The organism is Saccharothrix deserti, assembly GCF_009769385.1.
Taxonomy (GTDB): Bacteria; Actinomycetota; Actinomycetes; order Mycobacteriales; family Pseudonocardiaceae; genus Actinosynnema; species Actinosynnema deserti.
The window spans coordinates 56,207-74,195 of record NZ_VKAB01000024.1 but is presented as its reverse complement, the minus strand read 5'-3'; the positions used below and the strand labels follow the sequence as shown (position 1 = coordinate 74,195).

Genomic DNA, 17,989 nt, shown 5'->3' with positions numbered 1-17,989 from the left:
CGTTGACCCGACACGTCAACTTAAGCGTTAAGTCGAACCACTCATCGCAACTCTTACACCACTCGTCGTGGGTTACTTGACCGGTTAATTTGATCGCTGCCAACGTCGGCGACGCCACCAATGACGACTGGCGTAGGGAGTCCTTCATGGCAAGACACGTGGTGAAGCTGGCCGTGATAGCCGCGCTCGTGGCGACCGCGGCGGTGCAGCCGGCCGCCGCCGCGCACGGCAAGCCCTGGGTGGCCGGCTGGGCGGCGAGTCCCGTGGTCGGCAGCGAGATCCCCTGGAGCGACTGCCCGGCGGGCAAGGGTCTGCAGGACCAGACCGTGCGCAACGTGGTGTTCCTCAGCGCCGGCGGCGGGTCGGTGCGGGTCCGGTTGACCAACGCGTTCGGCACCACGCCGTTGCAGGTCGGACGCGCCTCGGTCGCGGTGCAGGCGTCCGGTGACGCGGCGGTGCCCGGCACGCTGCGCACGTTGACGTTCAAGGGCAGGCGGGGCGTCTCGGTGCCGGCCGGTCAGGAGATCTTCAGCGACCCGGTCGCGTTGGACGTGAAAGCCCTGTCCACCCTGCTGGTGAGCGCGTACGTGCCGCACGCCACCGGACCGCTGACCAACCACCCGTTCACCGCGCAGGGCAACTACCTGGCGCCGGGCGACCGGACCGGCGTGCTGTCGGGCGGGTTCCAGGGCACCCCGTGCTGGATGGTCGTGAACGGCGTGGACGTCAAGCCCGCCAAGCGGGTCGCGGGCACGGTCGTGGCGTTCGGCGACTCGATCACCGACACCGCCAACACCACCGGCAACGCCAACCGCCGCTGGCCGGACTTCCTGGCCCGCCGGCTGAACGCGGTGCCCGGCAGGACGCTGTCCGTGGTGAACGCGGGCCTGGGCGGCAACCGCCTCATCGCCGACCGCGAGGGTGAGCCGTACTACGGCGTGGCGGGCGTGACGCGCGTGCAGCGGGACGTGCTGTCGCAGACCGGCGTGAAGGCGATGATCCTGCTGGAGGCGGTGAACGACATCGGCTACAGCGCGTCCGCCGCGGACCTGATCGCGGGGCACCGCGAGGTGATCGCACAGGCGCGGGCGAAGGGCGTGAAGGTGTACGGGGGCACGGTCCTGCCGTTCAAGGGGTCGTTCATCTGGACCGAGGAGCGCGAGGCGACCTGGCGGACGCTGAACGACTGGATCCGCACGTCGGGCGAGTTCGACGGCGTGGTCGACTTCGCCGCCGCGACCGCCGTGCCCGGCGACCCGGCCACGCTCGACCCGGCGTACGACAGCGGCGACCGCCTGCACCCGAACGACGCGGGCACGGAAGCCATGGCGAACGCGGTCGACCTGGCGATGCTGCTGCGCAGCTGACCCGAACCCGGCCGTGCTGTCCGGGGCGTGCTGTCCGGGACGTGCTGTCCAGGGCGGTGCTGTGCAGCGAGTCCGCTGTCGGCGAACGCCCCGGACAGCACGCTGGCCCTGAGCGCACGATTGAGGTGTAATCGTGTAATCCGGGAGGCGCCGATGGATCCGCTGGACGCCTACTCGCAGGCGGTCATAGCCGTGGCGAAGTCGGTCACACCGCACGTGGCCAGCGTCCGGATGAGGCGCGGCACGGGTTCCGCGGTGGTGTTCACCGACGATGGGTACCTGCTGACCAACGCGCACGTCGTGGGCGGCGGGCAGGCGGGCACGGCGGTGTTCGCGGACGGCTCCGAGTCGCCGTTCACCGTGGTCGGCACCGATCCCCTGGCCGATCTGGCGGTGCTCAAGGCCTCGGCGGACGCGCCCGGCGCGGCGAAGTTCGGTGACGCCGACAGCCTCCAGGTGGGCCAACTCGTCATCGCGGTCGGCAATCCCCTCGGCCTGGCCGGTTCGGTGACCGCAGGCGTGGTGAGCGCGTTGGGCCGGGCGGTCCCGGTCAGCAACGGCCGGGCGGGACGCGTGATCGAGGACGTGATCCAGACCGACGCGGCGCTCAACCCGGGCAACTCCGGCGGCGCGCTGGCCAACTCGGCGGGCGAGGTGGTCGGCATCAACACGGCGTTGGCGGGCATCGGCCTCGGCCTGGCGATCCCGATGAACAGCACCACCGAGCGGATCCTGTCGACGCTGATGATCGAAGGCCGGGTGCGCCGGGCCTACCTGGGCGTGGTCGGCGCCCCCGCTCCCCTGCCCGACGACGTCGCCGCCCGCACCGGGCAGAACGCGGGTCTGCGGCTGGTGCACGTCGTGCCCGGCGGCCCGGCCGAACGAGCAGGCCTGCGCGACGGCGACCTGGTGCTCAGCGTGGCGCGGACACCCGTCAGCGACGCCCAGGGCATCCAACGGCAACTCTTCGCCGAAGCCATCGGCCTGCCGCTACCGGTCACCGTCCTGCGCAACGGCGCCATGGTCGACGTCATCGCCACGCCCACCGAACTGTCCAGCTGACCCCGCCGACCCCATCGCGAACCGCCGGCACACCTACACCCGCGCGACCTCCCGCCGCAGCCGCTCCTCGTCGGCCGGGCCGATGCTGCCCGACGCGACGTTCGCCCTCGCCGTCGGCGTGCAGGCGCGACCGGAGGACTACCCGTTCCCACCGCGCCCGGAGACGTTGTCGCCCCTGGAGCCGGCCCCCATTCGCGCCGACCGTGATGCGGTCGGGCCCCGGCCGACAGAACGGCACCTGGTACACCACCGTCACACCGTCATCGCCGAGCGCACCAGCGGCGACTGAGCCGCGCGGGGGTCAGCGGAACGGTGCGGTGAAGCAGGCGAGCCGCGCGCCCGCGGTGCCCGCCTTGCCGTGCTCGGTCGCCGTCTTCTGCTGCTCGTGCACCACGATCGAGGCCGGCACGCGGTCGCCGAACACGAACGGCACCGTGGCCTCGGTCGAGCCGCTGCCCTGCCCGTCGGTGGTGAGGTCGAGCCAGATCTCGTTCTGCGGGTTGGCGTAGGCCGGGTCGACCGACGGCTTGTCCGGTGTCGCGGCGGGGTCGATCTCGTGCTGGTAGTGCGGACCCGCGTCGGTGCCGACGCGGCCGCACGGCTGGGTGTGCGCGTGGATGGCGTAGCCGCGGTCCGGTAGCAGCCGGTCGACGCTCAGGCGCACGGTCGTCATGCTGTCGGCTTCGACCACTTCCAGTTCCAGTTCGGCGCCCGGCGGCGCGACGGCCGGGTTGTAGGTGAACGCCGTGTCGGCCGCCTCGACCGGGGCGAGGGTCCCGGTGTGCCGGGTGGACGCCGCAGGCTCGGACGTCGTGGTCTGCGCGGGTTGTGTCTGCGCGGGTTGCGCCGGTCCGGGGTCGCTGCTGCCGCACCCCGCCGCGGCGCAGAGCGCGGCCATGACGATGACGATGCGCATATCGGTTCCCTTCGACGTCCGCTACGAGCACCGTCCTACTACCTCGCCCCTCCCCGCGAAACCCGCGCCACACGGGCCACGCGTGGCAGATCACTCTGGTGGGTGGTTCGGCACTACATCGGAGAACGACGGGAAACCTCCGTGTTGCCAACGCCGCGGCGTCCGCGGCACACGCGACCCGAAGGGAAATCGATGAACACGCGCACCCTGATCGCCGTCCTGGTCTGCACGGCGACGTTCCAGGCACCGGTCGCGCACGCGGCCGACGATCCCGGGCCTACGGTCGCGTGCGGCACCACGCCGCAGGACCGTGCGACCTCGCGCAGCGAGACGCAGGCCCGATCACAGTCCTGGTTGGACGCACGGGTGCCGTACAGCCAACAGGCCTGTCACCAGAACGAGTACGGCAACTACCGCACCGACTGCTCCGGCTACGTGTCGATGGCGTGGGGCCTGACCCACTCCCACACCACGGCCACGCTCCGCCAGGTCGCGAGCGAGATACCGCGCGCGGACCTGCGTCCGGGTGACGCTCTCACCAACTCCTACCACGCGGCGCTGTTCGTCCGCTGGGCGGACGGCGCGAGGTCGGAGCCGGTCGTGCGCGAGCAGACCGGCCCCGACGGCGCCCCGCCCGTGGAGCGGAAGTGGTCGGCGGCGACGGCGAACACCTACACGCCGATCCGCTACCACAACGTGATCGAGGGCTGATTGGCTCACCCCGGGCTCAGGTCTCTGCCCCGGCTCCGCGACTGGTGCCTCGCCCGCCGGGACTGCGCGTTCGAGGTCGATCGGGTGATCGACGACCTGCTCGCCGAGGCGGCCGAACGTCCGTTGCCCGCGCCGAGTGCCGGCGCGGGCAAGACCGTCGACCTCACCCAGTTGCGGGTGGGCGTCAACTCCGGCCTGAGCCGGTCGGCGTCTGGCAGGCCACCCCGTTGAGGGTGAACGCGGTCGGCTTGGTGTTGGCGCCCGTCCAACTGCCGAGGAACCCGAACGCCACCGAGCCGCCCGGCGCGATGGTGCCGTTCCAGGACGCGTTGCGCACGTTCACCGCGGCGCCGTCCTGGGTGTGGACGCCGCCCCAGAGCTGGGTGATCCGCTGACCGTCCGCAAAGGACCAGCCGACCGTCCACGGGGTGATGGCCGTGGTGCCCCGGTTGGTGATGCGCACCTCGCCCTGGAAACCGCCCTGCCACTGGCCGACGGTCGTGTACGCGACCGTGCAGTTCGACGGCGGCGCAGTCGTCGTCGTGGTGGTCGTGGTGGTGGTTGTAGTAGTGGTCGTCGTGGTGGTGGGGCCGCCGATCTGGCTCGGGTCCACGACACCCCAGTAGGCGTCCTTCGCCTGCAACCGCGTGTCGAACAGCAGCGGGTGGTCCTTGCGGGTCACCGGGAAGCTGTCCAGCCAGGTGCCGTCGTCCGCCAGGCCCCACAAGGTCACCGAGCTGATGTCGTCGGAATACCGCTTGTAGAGCTCGAAGAAGTCGCGGTACCGGTGGGCCTGGGTGAGCAGCACCTCGCGCGGCGGGGTCGGGTAGGACTGGCTGCTGTCGGTGTAGATGGAGACGTCCATCTCGGTGATCTGCTGGTCCACGCCGAGCGGCACGAACTTGGCCAGCATCGCCTCGGTCTCGGCCAGCGACGGCCACTGCACGTTGACGTGCATCTGGTGGCCCACCGCGTCGATCGGCACGCCCTCGGCACGCAGTCGCACGACCAGGTCGTAGAGCTTGTCGCGCTTCGACGGGACGTTGGTGTTGTAGTCGTTGATCACCAGCTGGGCGTTCGGGGCGACTTCGCGGGCCACCCGGAACGCGGTGCGGAGGTAGTCCAGCCCGGTGATCTCGAACCACTTGCTGCGGCGCATGCCGTCGGACTGGGCCTCGTCGATGACCTCGTTCACCACGTCCCACACGGGGATGTCGTCGCCGTAGTGGCCGACGACGGCGCGGATGTGGGCCTCCAGGCGGGCGAGCAGCAGGGCCTTGTTCTCCGGTGTCGCGGTCATGTCGTTGCCGGCGGCGTCCTTGAACACCCACGCCGGGGTCTGCTGGTGCCACAGCAAGGTGTGTCCGCGCACGGCCGTGCCGTTGGCCTTGGCCCAGGCGACGATGGTGTCCGCGTCGGTGAAGCGGAACGTGCCCTCGGTGGGCTCGGTGGCGTCCCACTTGAGCGCGTTGCCGATGGTGATGGAGTTGAAGTGCTTGGCGAGCAACTGCCCGTGGTTGTTCAGGATCTGCGGGACTTCGACGGCGGCGCCCACCTTGAAGTGGTCGGCCAGCACGTCCTTCACCGACGGGATGTCGGTCTGGATCGGCGGCAGCGGGGTGTAGGAGAGGGTGAAGTCGTCGATGTGCAGGGCCGCGGTGGCGCTGTTCATCTCGACGTAGGTGGTGAAGAAGTCGACGTCGGCGGCGAGGGTGTAGGTGCCCTTGAGGTTGACCCAGCCGTCGGCGGTGACGTTGGTGTTGCCGACCACCGACTCGTAGCTCGGCGTGCCGGCGGTGCGGCGTTCGACGGAGAGCCGGGCCTGCGTCGCCGCCTCGCCCGCCGCCAGGCGCACCCACACCGACAGGTCGTAGCGGATGCCCTTCTGCACCTTGTCCAGCAGGCTGAGCGAAGGGCCCTGCCAGTTGGCCGTGCGGCCGGTGACCGCGAGGCTGTGCGCGCCGCCGCGGGCGACGGCGGTGCTCGGTGCGACCACCTCGCTGGCGCGGGACGTCCAGCCTTGGGCCGTGCCGTCGTCGAACGTGCTGGAGACGACCACCACGGGTTCGTCGGCCGCGGTCTGCGGGCTCGCGTGCGCTGCCATCGTGACCAGGCCGGCCACGACCGAGGTCGCGAGCACACCGGCGAGAACTCTCCTCATCGAGAATCCCTCTTCCGTCGGGCAAGCTCTGGGAGCGCTCCCAGAGTCATCTCGCCCGGACTATAAGCAGGTAGATCGACCGCCGCCCAGCCGCCGTTCAGCCCAACCGCTCGCGCGGAGTGGCCACGGGGTTATCGGGCCGGACCGAGGGTCAGCAGTTCGGACACGGTGACGAAGCGGTAGCCGCGTGAGCGCACCTGGTCGATCAACGGGCCCAGCGCCTGCCTGGTCGCGTCGCGTCCTTCGTACATGCCGTGCAGCAGGATGATCGAGCCGGGCGTGACGTGGTCGGCCGTGTAGCTCGCGGTGGCTTCGGCGCTGCGGTCGACTTCGGGGTACGTGTTCGGCTCGACGTCCCACATGATCGTCTTGCGGTCGTGTTCGGCGAGGTAGTGCGGGAGGGCCAGCAGCTTCTTGCCGTTGGGCGGGCGGAAGGTGATCTCGCCGGTGTAGCCGGTGTCGCGGATCAGCCGGTCGGTTCGCTCGACCTCGTCGGCCGCGAAACCGGGCGTCACGAACACCATCCGCTCGTGCGAGTACGTGTGGTTGCCGATCTCGTGGCCCGCCCCGGCGATGTCGCGGCCCAGGTCGGGGTGGGCTTCCAGGTCGCGGCCGATCAGGTAGAACGTCGCGGGCACGTCCTTCTCGGCCAGCACCGCCAGCAGTTCCGCCGTGCCGGCCGGGTGGGGCCCGTCGTCGAACGTCAGCGCGACCACCTTCTCCGCGGTGTCGACCGCGCTGGTCAGACCACCGAAGAACTGGAAGTCACGGGCACTGGTCAACCGCATCAAACCGAAGCCGCCCAACGGCACCAGCACCACCACGACGACCGCCACCACGACCATCCACCTGCGCACCCGAAACCGCCGCATGGCCGACGATCATGGCGTACCGGGACACCGCGCTCGCAGCCGCCCCTTGCCGCCGTTGCCCGTCCAGGGCCTACTACTCGCAGCCGACGCCGTCGTTGTCATTGTCCAGGTCGTACTCGTCCGGGCCGACGACGGTGATCGGACCCCGTGCGTACGCCGGACCGTTGCCGGAGCCGCCCGCGCAGTCGACATCGCTCGCGAAAGGCACGCACGGCTTGTAGCTGGGGTGGCAGCCCTGGTTGGGCGCGGGCTCCGCCGGGGCGGGCTGGGGGTTCGGTTGCGGGTTGGGCTGGGGATTGGGTTGGGGGTTGGGCTGCGGCTCCGGGTTCGGGGCGGGCTGGGCGACGGTCGTGGTCGTCGTCGGCGGCGTGGTGGTGGTCGTCGTGGTCGTGGTGGTTGTTGTCGGCACGGTGGTGGTCGTGGTGACGGGCGTGGTGGTCTTGGTCGTGCTCAGAGCGGCGGCCGGGTTCGGGGTGGACGGCGAGTCGTCCGCCAGGGCGCCGATGACGACGAACAGGAACACCACGGCGGCAGCGGCGATCCACACCGGTCGGCGTGACTTGCGCTTCGCCTGCGGGGCGAAGGCGGCGGTCTGCTGGGGCGCCGTGACCTGGGGCGCGGTGATGACCCCCGAGGTGTCGCGCGGCAGGCGGAGCACGACTTCCAGGCCGCGGTTCCCGAGTTGGATCACGGCCTCGCAGCCCGGCTTGCCGCCACGGTCGATGACCTGACCGAGCACGTCGGCGTAGCGCCGCGACATCAGGTACGTCAGCTCACCGACCCGCTGCCCGTCCAGCCGGACCTCGATGGCGTACTGGCCGCGGTGCTTGCCCGAGTCGATGGTGCACCAGGCCAGTTCAACGGCGACGTGCCGCTGCCCGCCGGGCGCGACGGGGTACCTGGACAACCAGGCCTGGTGGTGCTCCTCCCTGGTCACGGCCACGGAGACCCCGGCCTCCAACATGTCCAGACCGACTGCCGAATTCTCCACCACTGCGCACTCCCAGACGCCGAAAGGATGTACGCGGCTCATCGGTGCGACACACCAGGCGTTACCAGCGGACGCAGTGCGTGGCGGATCAGTAACGGTTGGTTCCACCTATGGGCGACAGCAGGCCGGACACGCCCGATCCTGGAGTCGTCATGAGCACCCCTGTAGCCGAACGTCCGACCACCTCAACCACGGCGACCACCGCCCTGATCGCGACCGTCGTGCTGGCGGTGGCGAACGCGGTCGCCTTCCTGGCCTTGGCCGGACAGTGCTGGAAGTCAGTGCATGAGAAGGTGTCGGAGCGGCGTAGAACCGCCCCGACACCTCACCGAACGCCTTCCACAGGATCAGTAGTGGAAGCCGGGCTTGAGCACCATGTCGACCAGCTGCTCCTCGGTGAACGGCACACCGTCACGCGTGGGCCCTTCGGTGCTCGGGCTACCGCCCACCATCACCTCGACCTGGTTGCGCACCCCGGCGTACACGACCGTGCCGTCGGGGAAGCGCGCCTTCACCGACAGCGACGTCGGTTGCCCCTGGGCGGGGATGCGCATCACCGTGAGTTCGACACCGTCGACGAACCGCACGGTCGGCACCACGTCCGGCACATTCGCGTTCGACACCGGGGTACCCAAGACGCAGTCGTTCTGCGGCGTGCACTGGGGATGGGTGGACGCGGACTGCACGAACATCGTCAACGACACGCGCCCCTTGGCGTCCTCGAAGACGGCGGTGGCCTTGTAGCCGTCCGAGCTGTCCTCGCCGAAGCGGTAGAACTGCATCGGCCCCGCCTTCGCACCGACGGCCTCGACGAGCCGGTAACCGCCGGGGATGACGTTCGCCCCAGCCAGCTTCGCGGTCAGTTCGACAGCGCGCTCGGGGGTGTTCGGCACCGGTGGCACCTCGGTCGGCAACACCACGGGCGGTTCAGCCGTGGTCGTGAGCACCGCACCAGCAGCGGACTCCACAGTGGACGGACGGTTCACGGTGAGGAACACGCCTGCCCCGGCCGCCAACACGATCCCCACGGACAACGCGCTCGCCACCACCGCCCGCCGCTGCACCGTCGCCTTGCGCGCCGACCTCAGCACCTCCTCCGGCGAGTACCGAGGCCCGGTGTCGCCCTCCAGCACCGAGTCCAGCATTGCCCGCACGTCACGCCCCTCGTCAACGCCGTTCATCACGCCACTCCTCCTTTGTCCAGCACGCCTTCCAACTCGCGGCGCAACGCGGCGAGCCCCCTGGCGCACTGGCTCTTGACCGTTCCCTCACCGCACTTGAGCAACTTCGCCGTCTGCGCGACCGACTGGTCCTCCCAGTACCGCAGCACCACGGCCGCGCGCTGACCCGGCGGCAGCGTCGCCAACGCGCGCTGCACGTCGACGCCGTGACCGAACTCGACCTCGGCGGCCGGCAGGTCCGGCGGCTCGGCCACCGGTTTCTCCCCGCGCTTCAACGGCCGCCGGTGGTCGATCACCGTGCGCACGAGCACCTTGCGCCAGTAGGCGTCGACCGAATCGGCCCGCTGCACCCGTGACCACGACCGGTACAGCTTGACCAGCGTGGCCTGCGCCATGTCCTCGGCCAGGTGCCAGTCACCGCACAACAGGAACGCGGTGCGCCGCACGTGGCGGTGTTTGGCACGCACGAACTCGACGAACGCGGCGTCTTTGTCCTTCACACGTCCACCTCCTCAGCCATCACGACGAGGTGGGGTGGAGGTCCGGTTGTCATCGGCCGCCCGTCCGCTGAGGGGATGCCACGCTAATGGACGCTCCGGATCGACAACCCCTAGTGCAACAATCGTCACTCCTCGTAGCGGTTGAGGGTCCGACCCCAGGAGGTTTGCGATGAACTCCGATGTCCTGACCGCTATCGCCGCCCTGGCGCCGCAGTTGACCGGCGCCGCAGCCCGAGCCGACGCCGAACGCCGACTGGCCGACGACACCCTGGCGGCGATGCGGGAGGCGGGCGTCTTCCGCATCGCCACGCCCGCGCGGTACGGCGGCGGCGAGGCGTCGGTCCGCAGGCACCTCGAGGTGACGTCCGCCGTGGCCGCGATCGACGGCGGCGCGGGCTGGCTGACGGCGTTGTGGAACGGCGGGAACTGGCTCGTCGCCCTGTACCCCGAACAGGCGCAGGACGACGTGTGGGGCGCCACCCCCGACGCCCTGATCAGCGGCGCCCTGAAGCCCAGCGGCCCGGTCCACCGCGCCCCTGGCGGGTACTGGCTCAGCGGCGGCTGGAGCTACGCCTCCGGCATCTGGCACGCCACGTGGGCGGTGGCGACCGCCGTCCTCGACGACGGCCCGGCGCTGTTCTTGGTGCCGCGCGAGGACTACAAGATCGTCGACGAGTGGTACGTGGCCGGGATGAAGTCGACCGGCAGCAACCGCTTCGTGGTCGACGACGCGTTCGTGCCCGACCACCGCGTGCTGCGGCTCGGCCCCCTGGTGGCGGGCTCGAACGCCACCGCCGCCACCGCTCCCGCCTACCGCGCCGCCCTGGTGCCGGCGCTCGTGCTGATGGTCGCCGCCCCTCAACTCGGGCTGGGCCGCGCCGCCCTGGCCCACGTCGTCGACGCCGCCCGGCACAAGGGCATCGCCTACACCGACTTCACCAGCCAACGCGACTCGGTCGCCTTCCAACTCCAGGTAGCCGAGGCCGCCACCGCGCTGGACACCGCCGACCTGCACGCCTACCGCGCCGCCGACGCCCTCGACCGCCACGCCGAGCAAGCCACCTACCCCACCGAACTCGTCCGCGCCCGCTGCCGCGTCGACGCCACCACGGCCGCCCGCCACGTGAACCGCGCCCTGGAAACCCTCATGACCGCGCACGGTTCGAGCGGCTTCGCCGACGCCAGCCCGCTTCAACGGATCTGGCGCGACGCCAACGTGGCCGCACGCCACGGCATGCTCATCCCGCAAGTCAACCTGGAGCTCTACGGCGCGGCTCTGGTGGGTGCGGAGAACAACGTGACCCCGTTCGTGTGAGCTTCAGCGCCCACTCGTCAGGGCACCACTCGTCAGGGCACCACTCGTGCCGTGCCCCGCTCCGGCTCGCACGGCGCGCGGCGAGGCGCCCAGTTCGCGGCGGCACGCCTTGTTGAACGCCTGCAGATCGGTGAACCCCACCACCGCCGCGACAGCCGGGATGGGCAGCGTCGACTCGCGCAGCAGATGGCGAGCCCGCTCCAGACGACGACGTCGGATGTAGGCCACCACGGTGTCGCCGGTCTCGGCGCGGAACAGCCGGGTCAGGTGGTTGTGCGACACCCCCGCCGCCGTCGCGATGTCGGGCACGGTCAGCGGTTCGGCCAGGTTCGCCTCGACGTGCGCGATCGCGGCGGCCACCGCGCCGTGCGGTCCCCCGGACGCCGTCAGGCGGGCCACCCGCCACAACACGGTCCAGACCTCCGCCGCCGCCATGGCCGGCGACGCGGGCGCGACCGTGATGGCGTGCCGCAACAGACCCGCGAGCAGCGGTGTGTCGGCGCCCGCGTCCTGCATCACCGGCACGGTCAGCGCCTCACCCTTCCCGGACAGCCGCAGGTGGACGTAGAGGTGCTCGGATCGGCCCTGGTACCGGTACGACACCCTCACCCCCGGCGGAACCAGGCTCACGTGCCCCTGGCGGATGGGATGCGTCGTGCCGCCGACCGACAGCTCGGCGGTGTAGCCGTACAGGTGCAGCTGCCACAGCTCGGGCAACAGGAACTCGTCACGACGGTTGCCGACACCGTGCACACCCACGCCGAGGTTCACCACGACCGGCGGCGCGTCCAGCCGGACCGTCACGTGCTCCATGGTGAAAAATTACCACTAATGGTGAACACGACCCACGACACCACACGGACTTCGCCCCTACCGTCTGACGCATGGAAACCACTAGCCACCCGCTCTCCTCGGTGCTGATGGCGCGCTTCGCGGCACAGGGGTTCCTCCGCCTCGACTCGGTCGTACCCGACGACCTGAACGCCTTGGCCATCGCAACCATGGAGAACGGCGTCCCAGGCGTGCCGTACGGCACTCCGCTGGGCGAGGCCTTCCCGGAGGGCTCGTTCACCCGCCGTCTCGTCGACCTGCCACCCATCGCCGGGGCGCTGCGCGGCCTCGTCGGCCCGGACCCCACCGTCGACCACCTAGCCGTCCACGTGCGCGAGCCGAACGAGGGCAGCGCCCAGCCCCTCCACGGTGACGCGATCATCGACACCCGGCGCGACGCGTTCGACGTGCAGCTCATGTACTACCCGCACGAGGTCACCGCGGAGATGGGCGGAACGCTCCTCGTCCCCGGCAGCCACCTGCGCCTCACCAACGAAAGCGACACCGGGCGCTACCAGAACCTGCGCGGGCAGGTCCGGCTGACCTGCCCGGCGGGCACCGTACTGCTGCTGCACCACGGCATCTGGCACGGCGGCAGGCGCAACGACTCCGCGCACCGCCGGTACATGTTCAAGATCAGGTTCAACCCGACCGTGCCCCAGGTCCGGCTCTGGGACACCGGCGACCTGGACGACCCCGCCGTCGTGGCCGAGCTGTCGACCACCTTCCCCTGGTACGAGTACGCGACCGGACGACTGGAGATCTACAACAGGATCGCGCTGTGGCGTGCCCTGACCGGCGACGACACCTTCGACATCGAGTACTGGGCGACCCGTGTGAGCAACCGTCCCGGGAGGACCGCGTGAAGCAGCAGGTGCTGGTGCTCTACTTGTCCTCGTCGTCGCTCGACGATCGAGTCGTCGGCTGGTCGTCGTACGACGGCACCGGCCGCACCAACCCCACCACCGGGGACAGCGACGACCCGCCGTACGAGACCGGGACCGACGCCCTGCGCGACGGCTGGCGGCTCTTCCAAGCTTCCCAACTCATCCCGCCCTACCCCGGGCACGAGTACGACACGTCCTTCCTCAAGCACGAGTTCCTGTTCGAGAAGTTGGAATGACGACCCACGCGGCTTGACGCCGACGAGCTTCCCCCCTTGGCCGAGGCAGATCCGCGTCAGGCCGCGTGGGCCGGGCGGAACACCGCCTCGAACAAGGCCTGCGCGAGGCGCACCGCGAGCGCTTCGAGCAGAGCGATGCCCACCTTGGTGAGGATGCTGGCGAGCAAGTCCGGCATGATGATCTCCTGAGTGGCGGCGTGGTGTGGAATCCGGCGCCACGCTGGCTCCCCCAGGTAATGCCTGAGTGTCCTACGGGTTACGTCCAGGTGAATCCACGCGCAAGTCCCCGTGCTGGCGGATCACTTGGAACACGATCGCGGCCGCGGTGGTGACCAGGGCGATGAACCACTGGTGCGGCCACAGCGGCTGGTTGCCGAAGAACTGGCTCACCCCCGGGACCTGCACGAACGCGACCAGCGCGAGGAGCGATCCGACGCCCGCCGCGACGACCAGCGGCGTGCGACCACGCACGGCCACCGTCTGCCCGAGCTGCGCGCCGACGAGCGTCACCAGAGCGGTCGTGCCCGCCTGACCGGGGGTGCTGACGGGCCGCGCGAGCAGCCAGCCGAGCATGGCCGCGCCCGCCGTGGTGGCGGCTCTGGCGTAGATGTCGCGGGTCAGGCTCGCGCCGAGCGACGCGTCGGGTCCCTCTGCCAGGAGCTGCTCGGGCGTGGTGTGCGGCGGGGGTCGGACGGCTATCGCGAGGGCGGGCAGGACGTCGGTGAGCAGGTTGATCAACAGCAGTTGCCGGGCGTTGAGCGTGTCGCGCGTGCTGAGCAACCCGGCTGCCAGCGTGAACGCGATCTCACCGAGGTTCCCGCCGAGCAGGATCGACAGCGCGGCGCGGACGGACGACCACGTCCCGCGTCCCTCGACGATCGCGTCGGTGATCGTCTCGATCCGGTCGTCGGTGACCACGAGATCGGCCGCCTCCCGCGCGGCCGGGGTCGCCCGTGCCCCGAGGGCGATGCCGACGTCGGCGAGCCGGATGGCCGGCGCGTCGTTCGCGCCGTCACCGGTCATGGCGACCACCCGGTCCGCGTCGTGCAGCCGGCGCACGATCCTCGCCTTCTGCTCGGGGCTGACCCTGGCGAACACGGTGACCTCCGCCAGGACCTTGGCCAGTTCGTCGTCGCCGAGGGCGTCCAGCTCGGGGCCGGTCATCACGCGCCCTCCATTGAGGACGTTGAGCTCGGCCGCGATGGCTTCGGCGGTGCTGGGGTGATCACCGGTGATCATGACGACGTCGACGCCCGCTCGCCGAAGCCGGTCGACGGACGCCGCGGCGGTGGGGCGCACCGGGTCGGCGAGCGCCACCAGGCCGAGGAAGTCGAGATCGCCGATGTTCGACTCGGTCAGCTCCGACGAGCCGGAGTCGTTGCGCTCGGCCACGGCGAGTACCCGGAAACCCTTGCGCGCCAAGCGGTCCACCGACGCTTCCACATCACTGCGGGCCTGCGCGTCGAACGGTTCGCCCCGCCATCGGCTGCACGCCGCGAGCACCGCTTCGGGCGCGCCCTTCACACTCACCACGAGTCCCCGCGGCGAACGGGCGAGCATGGCGTGGTAGCCGCGGGACGGCTCGAACGGGAGCGAGGCGACGTGCTCCCAGTCGTCGGGCACCGGGGAAAGCCGACGGCCGGCGTCGAGCACGGCGCCGTCGGTCGGGTGCGCCGGCGGGCGAGTCGTTTCGTGCCAAGGACTTGCCCGCGTCGCCGCGGCGAGAACCTCCCGGAGCGACGGGGTCAGGTCCGACACCGACCGCTCGGTCCGGCCGTCACCGACCAGCCGCACCGTGATCCGGCCTTCGGTGAGCGTGCCCGTCTTGTCGAAGCACAGCACGTCGACCCGGCCGAGCGCCTCGATCGTCGACGGACTCCGGGCGAGCACGCCGTGCCGGGACAGGCGCTTCGCGGAGGCCAGCTCGGCGACCGTGGCCACGAAGGGAAGAGCTTCCGGCACCGAGGCCACGGACAGGCTGACCGCACGCCCCAGCGCCTGGCTCATGCCGCGGCCCCGCAACAGGTCCATCACCATCAGCACGCCACCCGCACCGAGGGAGACGGGCAGGGCCTGCTTGGTCAACGAGCGCAGTCTCGACGCCACACCCGTGACCGGCGCGTCGCCGTCGGCCAGGCGCGTGGTGCGGCCCGCCTCGGTGCGCTCACCGGTGGCCACGACGACGCCGACAGCCCGTCCGGCAGCCACCACCGTGCCCTGGTACAGCATCGACGAGCGGTCGGCCACCGTGGCGGCAGCGGTCGCCCGCGCGGTCTTGGCCACGAGCTGGGACTCGCCGGTGAGGCTCGACTCGTCGACTTCGAGCCGGTCGGTCTCCAGCAGCCGGCAGTCGGCGGGCACCGCGTCACCGGCGTGGAACTCGATCACGTCACCGGCGACCAGCTGATCAGCGCGCACGTCCTGCGCTTTTCCCTTGCGCCGCAGCCGTGTCCGCAGCGCGCTCGTGTCCAACAACCGCCGCAACTCGCGGTTGGCGCCGATCCGCTGCGCCCCGCCGATCAGGGCGTTGAGGCCGAGCACGCCGGAGATCATCACGGCGTCGGTGATCGAACCGAGGCTCGCCGACACGCCCGCTCCGGCCGCGAGCGTCGGTGTCAACGGGTTGACCAGCTCCTCCACCGAGGCTCTGGCCAACCCGACCCGGGCCGGATCGTCGCCGGCGGGCTCCTGTGCGCGCCTGCGTTCGGACTCGGCGGCGTCCAACCCGTCATGAGAGGAGGTCAGCGCGCCGAGCACGGCGTGGGGCGACATCGCGTGCCACGGCGTCCGGTCCACGGGGACCGGGGCAGGCCGACGCCGGGGCTGCGAACCCCACCACGTCCCCGCGGCGAGGGCGAGCAGGGCGGCGAGCTGCACCGGGTAGATGGCGCGATCGGGTGCACCGCGAGCAGGCCCGAGCGCGCCGAGCAGCGCGCCCAACGACGACCCGGCGACGGCCAGCTCGGCGCTGTGCCTGCTCGCCTTCCGGGCCACGGTCGCCGCGTCGAGCAACTGGCAGGCCTGCGCCAGTCCCACGCACATGACGTCGGCTCCCCACGGCACGGCCCCGGTCCGTCCGGGCACGCCGATGCCGAGGTCGGCGGCGGCCAGCGCGGCACGGCCGCGTGCCGACACGACGGCGACCACGTGCCCTTCCGCCTGGAGCGCTCGCACCGACGTGACCAGCCGGTTACCGCCCGGAACCACCCGGTCGACGTCCAGGCGTCGGTCGAGCCCGCCGGTCGCCCCGCCGAGAACCACGGTTCCGGCTCGCCGCGCCGCCGTGATCAGCGCGTCGGCGAGCGGGTCGGCTTCCGCGACGACGCCGACCAGGCCGACCGGCCGAGCCCGCCGCGTCAGCGCCACCACGGTCGCGCCCTCGCGTGCCTTCTCGCGCGCGACCTGCCTCGCGTGGCCGGGCAGCGACGCCTCCAGCTCGCTCACCGGGGCCACCGCCCAGTCGTCGTCCTGCCGGGGAGTCCTCGGCGCGTGCACATCGACGAGGTCGAGCGCGTGCGCGAACAGTTCGACGTGCCCGACCGTGTCGTCGATGGCCACGACGTCGTCCACGACGTGACGCCGCGTGAGCAGTACCGAAGCGTCCACGACGACGGTGTCCACGCGGTCGAGGAGGCGCAACGCGTCCGGGTCGAAGGTCAGCGCCCGTGCTCTGGACAGGTCCGTGTCGAGTTGGGCGGCGAACGCCTCGCGGCCCACCTTCGCGGCCCGTGACACGCCGGCGATCAGGGCGGCGAGGGCGCGTTCAGGGCTTCGACCGACGGTGCGCCCGACGGCGAAGCCCGCGAGGCCGAGCACGGCCGAGGTGTTCGCCACCCGCTCGATCGGGCCGTCGGGAAGGGGGCTCGGACGCGGGACCTCGTCGACTGGCTCGGCGCGGTGTGCCTCGGGCAGGTCGGCGACGCTCGACTCCCACCGTTGCCAGGCCTGTCGTCTGGCCGTCGCCTCACGTTGCAGGCAGTACCGGTACGCGGCGTCGGCGAACAGGACGACCGGCCGCCGCGACAGGGCGACCCCCACCGCGCCGCCGATCCCGAGCAGGGTGTCGGTCGCCTCCCTGCCGAGCGCCGCCTCCACCTTCGCGCGCAGCCGCGGTGCGGTGTCCACGACACCGATCAGTGCGGGTATCAGGGGCGGGAGCCCGCCGACCGGCAGCACCCGACCCAACACGGCGTAACCGAACCCGACCAGGTCGATGCCCAGCGCGGCGACCTCGCGAAACCGCGGGCTGTCCATGTCACCGGGGTGGGTAGCGCTCGACGGTGGTTCGTCCAGGTGCAGGCCCAGCTCCCGCTCGATCTCCGCCACCAGGGCGGTCAGCGCCTCGCTGTCGAGCACGGCCGGGTCGTGGCCGACCACCACCCGGCCGAGGACGCCGTTGGCCGCCGCACTGCGCACCCCGGGCAGCGCGGTCAGCCGTTGGCACAAGATCCCTGCCGCGTCCTCGCTACCGGGCCGCCGCAGCCCCCGCACCTCGATGTGCGTCCGGTCGCCGGACGTCCACACCCGGCGGTCAGGGCCGGTCGGCCGGACTGTCGTCGTGATCAGCCCGGTGATCTTCGAGGCCAGCGCGCCGAGGATCCCCACCGGTCGTCAGCCGGTCGGCTTCGCCGTGCTCCCGCGTTTCGTCGCGGAAGTGTCCTCACGGCCGCGTTGCTCTCCGCGCGGCGCGAGGGCCGCTCCGACGCCGATGGCCGCGGCGACCGGCCACTCGATCACTTCCAGGGCGGCCATCACGGCGAGGCCGCCGAAGTACAGGACGGTGCGCGGTTCGGGCAGGAACGAACGCACCGTCTGGACGACCGCGCCGACGTCCTCGCGGCTGGGGGCGTGGATCTGCGGCATGTGCAGCTCCGGTGCGCGGAACTGCGCGGTCACGAAGGGCAGGTTCACGGTCGCGGTTCGTGCAACCCCTCGTTCGCCGTCGGTCCGGGTGCCCCC

General features: G+C 71.2%; 16 protein-coding genes. 7 read left to right on the top strand and 9 right to left on the bottom strand.

Annotation, left to right across the window (positions count from 1 at the left end; translation table 11 throughout):
* Nucleotides 1-146 precede the first annotated feature (146 nt).
* The gene (locus FM051_RS32715; protein ID WP_158850187.1) at nucleotides 147-1,367 is read left to right on the top strand and encodes an SGNH/GDSL hydrolase family protein; all 1,221 of its coding nucleotides are present in this window, start codon (nucleotides 147-149) and stop codon (nucleotides 1,365-1,367) included.
* Between the two features lie 153 nt (nucleotides 1,368-1,520).
* Nucleotides 1,521-2,429, top strand: coding sequence for a S1C family serine protease (locus tag FM051_RS32710; protein WP_158850185.1), 909 nt, complete (start codon nucleotides 1,521-1,523; stop codon nucleotides 2,427-2,429).
* 301 nt (nucleotides 2,430-2,730) lie between these two features.
* Here the strand turns inward: FM051_RS32710 and FM051_RS32705 are convergent, their stop codons facing one another.
* A complete protein-coding gene (locus FM051_RS32705) occupies nucleotides 2,731-3,345 on the bottom strand; it encodes a superoxide dismutase family protein (protein ID WP_158850183.1) in 615 nt (204 codons plus the stop codon).
* 192 nt (nucleotides 3,346-3,537) lie between these two features.
* On the opposite strand from FM051_RS32705, the gene FM051_RS32700 reads away from it, so the two are divergent.
* Nucleotides 3,538-4,056, top strand: coding sequence for a hypothetical protein (locus FM051_RS32700; RefSeq protein ID WP_158850181.1), 519 nt, complete (start codon nucleotides 3,538-3,540; stop codon nucleotides 4,054-4,056).
* Entirely contained in the window at nucleotides 4,057-4,287 is a 231-nt protein-coding gene (locus FM051_RS32695; protein WP_158850179.1) for a hypothetical protein, read from the top strand.
* Here the strand turns inward: FM051_RS32695 and FM051_RS32690 are convergent.
* The 5 genes from FM051_RS32690 to FM051_RS32670 form a co-directional block, all read right to left on the bottom strand.
* Nucleotides 4,241-6,217, bottom strand: a complete 1,977-nt coding sequence (locus FM051_RS32690) for an endo-1,4-beta-xylanase (RefSeq protein WP_158850177.1) — start codon at nucleotides 6,215-6,217, stop codon at nucleotides 4,241-4,243. The two genes, FM051_RS32695 and FM051_RS32690, sit on opposite strands and share 47 nt — an antisense overlap.
* Before the next feature lie 131 nt (nucleotides 6,218-6,348).
* Nucleotides 6,349-7,089 carry a polysaccharide deacetylase family protein gene (locus FM051_RS32685; protein WP_158850175.1) on the bottom strand — a complete coding sequence of 247 codons (741 nt, stop codon included), beginning with the start codon at nucleotides 7,087-7,089 and terminating at the stop codon, nucleotides 6,349-6,351.
* Nucleotides 7,090-7,162: 73 nt separating this feature from the next.
* Nucleotides 7,163-8,080: a hypothetical protein gene (locus FM051_RS32680; RefSeq protein ID WP_158850173.1), complete on the bottom strand. Its 918-nt coding sequence runs from the start codon at nucleotides 8,078-8,080 to the stop codon at nucleotides 7,163-7,165.
* 347 nt (nucleotides 8,081-8,427) lie between these two features.
* Nucleotides 8,428-9,261, bottom strand: a complete 834-nt coding sequence (locus FM051_RS32675; RefSeq protein ID WP_158850171.1) for a hypothetical protein — start codon at nucleotides 9,259-9,261, stop codon at nucleotides 8,428-8,430.
* Nucleotides 9,261-9,761 (bottom strand): SigE family RNA polymerase sigma factor, encoded by a 501-nt coding sequence (locus FM051_RS32670; RefSeq protein WP_158850169.1) that lies wholly within the window; start codon nucleotides 9,759-9,761, stop codon nucleotides 9,261-9,263. The genes FM051_RS32675 and FM051_RS32670 overlap by 1 nt, the downstream gene beginning before the upstream one ends.
* Before the next feature lie 169 nt (nucleotides 9,762-9,930).
* Here FM051_RS32670 and FM051_RS32665 point away from each other — a divergent pair, with 169 nt between their 5' ends.
* Nucleotides 9,931-11,076 (top strand): acyl-CoA dehydrogenase family protein, encoded by a 1,146-nt coding sequence (locus FM051_RS32665; protein WP_158850167.1) that lies wholly within the window; start codon nucleotides 9,931-9,933, stop codon nucleotides 11,074-11,076.
* A 3-nt stretch (nucleotides 11,077-11,079) separates the two neighbouring features.
* On the opposite strand, the gene FM051_RS32660 is transcribed toward FM051_RS32665, so the two are convergent.
* Complete coding sequence (locus FM051_RS32660; RefSeq protein WP_158850165.1) at nucleotides 11,080-11,889, bottom strand: helix-turn-helix domain-containing protein; 810 nt, start codon at nucleotides 11,887-11,889, stop codon at nucleotides 11,080-11,082.
* 71 nt (nucleotides 11,890-11,960) lie between these two features.
* Between FM051_RS32660 and FM051_RS32655 the strand changes: the two genes are divergently transcribed.
* Together FM051_RS32655 and FM051_RS32650 are read left to right on the top strand one after the other, a co-directional pair.
* Nucleotides 11,961-12,773, top strand: a complete 813-nt coding sequence (locus FM051_RS32655) for a phytanoyl-CoA dioxygenase family protein (RefSeq protein WP_202919135.1) — start codon at nucleotides 11,961-11,963, stop codon at nucleotides 12,771-12,773.
* Entirely contained in the window at nucleotides 12,770-13,030 is a 261-nt protein-coding gene (locus FM051_RS32650) for a hypothetical protein (RefSeq protein ID WP_158850164.1), read from the top strand. The genes FM051_RS32655 and FM051_RS32650 overlap by 4 nt, the downstream gene beginning before the upstream one ends.
* Nucleotides 13,031-13,279: 249 nt before the next feature.
* Here FM051_RS32650 and FM051_RS32645 read toward each other — a convergent pair whose 3' ends face one another.
* Both FM051_RS32645 and FM051_RS32640 read right to left on the bottom strand, forming a co-directional pair.
* Nucleotides 13,280-17,635, bottom strand: coding sequence for a cation-translocating P-type ATPase (locus tag FM051_RS32645; RefSeq protein WP_158850162.1), 4,356 nt, complete (start codon nucleotides 17,633-17,635; stop codon nucleotides 13,280-13,282).
* A 6-nt stretch (nucleotides 17,636-17,641) separates the two neighbouring features.
* Nucleotides 17,642-17,941: a hypothetical protein gene (locus FM051_RS32640; protein ID WP_158850160.1), complete on the bottom strand. Its 300-nt coding sequence runs from the start codon at nucleotides 17,939-17,941 to the stop codon at nucleotides 17,642-17,644.
* Nucleotides 17,942-17,989 lie beyond the last annotated feature (48 nt).

Excerpts from the sequence above, each read along its gene's own strand:
- FM051_RS32700 (WP_158850181.1), top strand. The coding sequence starts at position 3,538 with ATGAACACGCGCACCCTGATCGCCGTCCTGGTCTGCACGGCGACGTTC.
- FM051_RS32685 (WP_158850175.1), bottom strand. The coding sequence starts at position 7,089 with ATGCGGCGGTTTCGGGTGCGCAGGTGGATGGTCGTGGTGGCGGTCGTC.
- FM051_RS32705 (WP_158850183.1), bottom strand. The coding sequence starts at position 3,345 with ATGCGCATCGTCATCGTCATGGCCGCGCTCTGCGCCGCGGCGGGGTGC.
- FM051_RS32690 (WP_158850177.1), bottom strand. The coding sequence starts at position 6,217 with ATGAGGAGAGTTCTCGCCGGTGTGCTCGCGACCTCGGTCGTGGCCGGC.
- FM051_RS32665 (WP_158850167.1), top strand. The coding sequence starts at position 9,931 with ATGAACTCCGATGTCCTGACCGCTATCGCCGCCCTGGCGCCGCAGTTG.
- FM051_RS32715 (WP_158850187.1), top strand. The coding sequence starts at position 147 with ATGGCAAGACACGTGGTGAAGCTGGCCGTGATAGCCGCGCTCGTGGCG.
- FM051_RS32675 (WP_158850171.1), bottom strand. The coding sequence starts at position 9,261 with ATGAACGGCGTTGACGAGGGGCGTGACGTGCGGGCAATGCTGGACTCG.
- FM051_RS32655 (WP_202919135.1), top strand. The coding sequence starts at position 11,961 with ATGGAAACCACTAGCCACCCGCTCTCCTCGGTGCTGATGGCGCGCTTC.
- FM051_RS32710 (WP_158850185.1), top strand. The coding sequence starts at position 1,521 with ATGGATCCGCTGGACGCCTACTCGCAGGCGGTCATAGCCGTGGCGAAG.
- FM051_RS32660 (WP_158850165.1), bottom strand. The coding sequence starts at position 11,889 with ATGGAGCACGTGACGGTCCGGCTGGACGCGCCGCCGGTCGTGGTGAAC.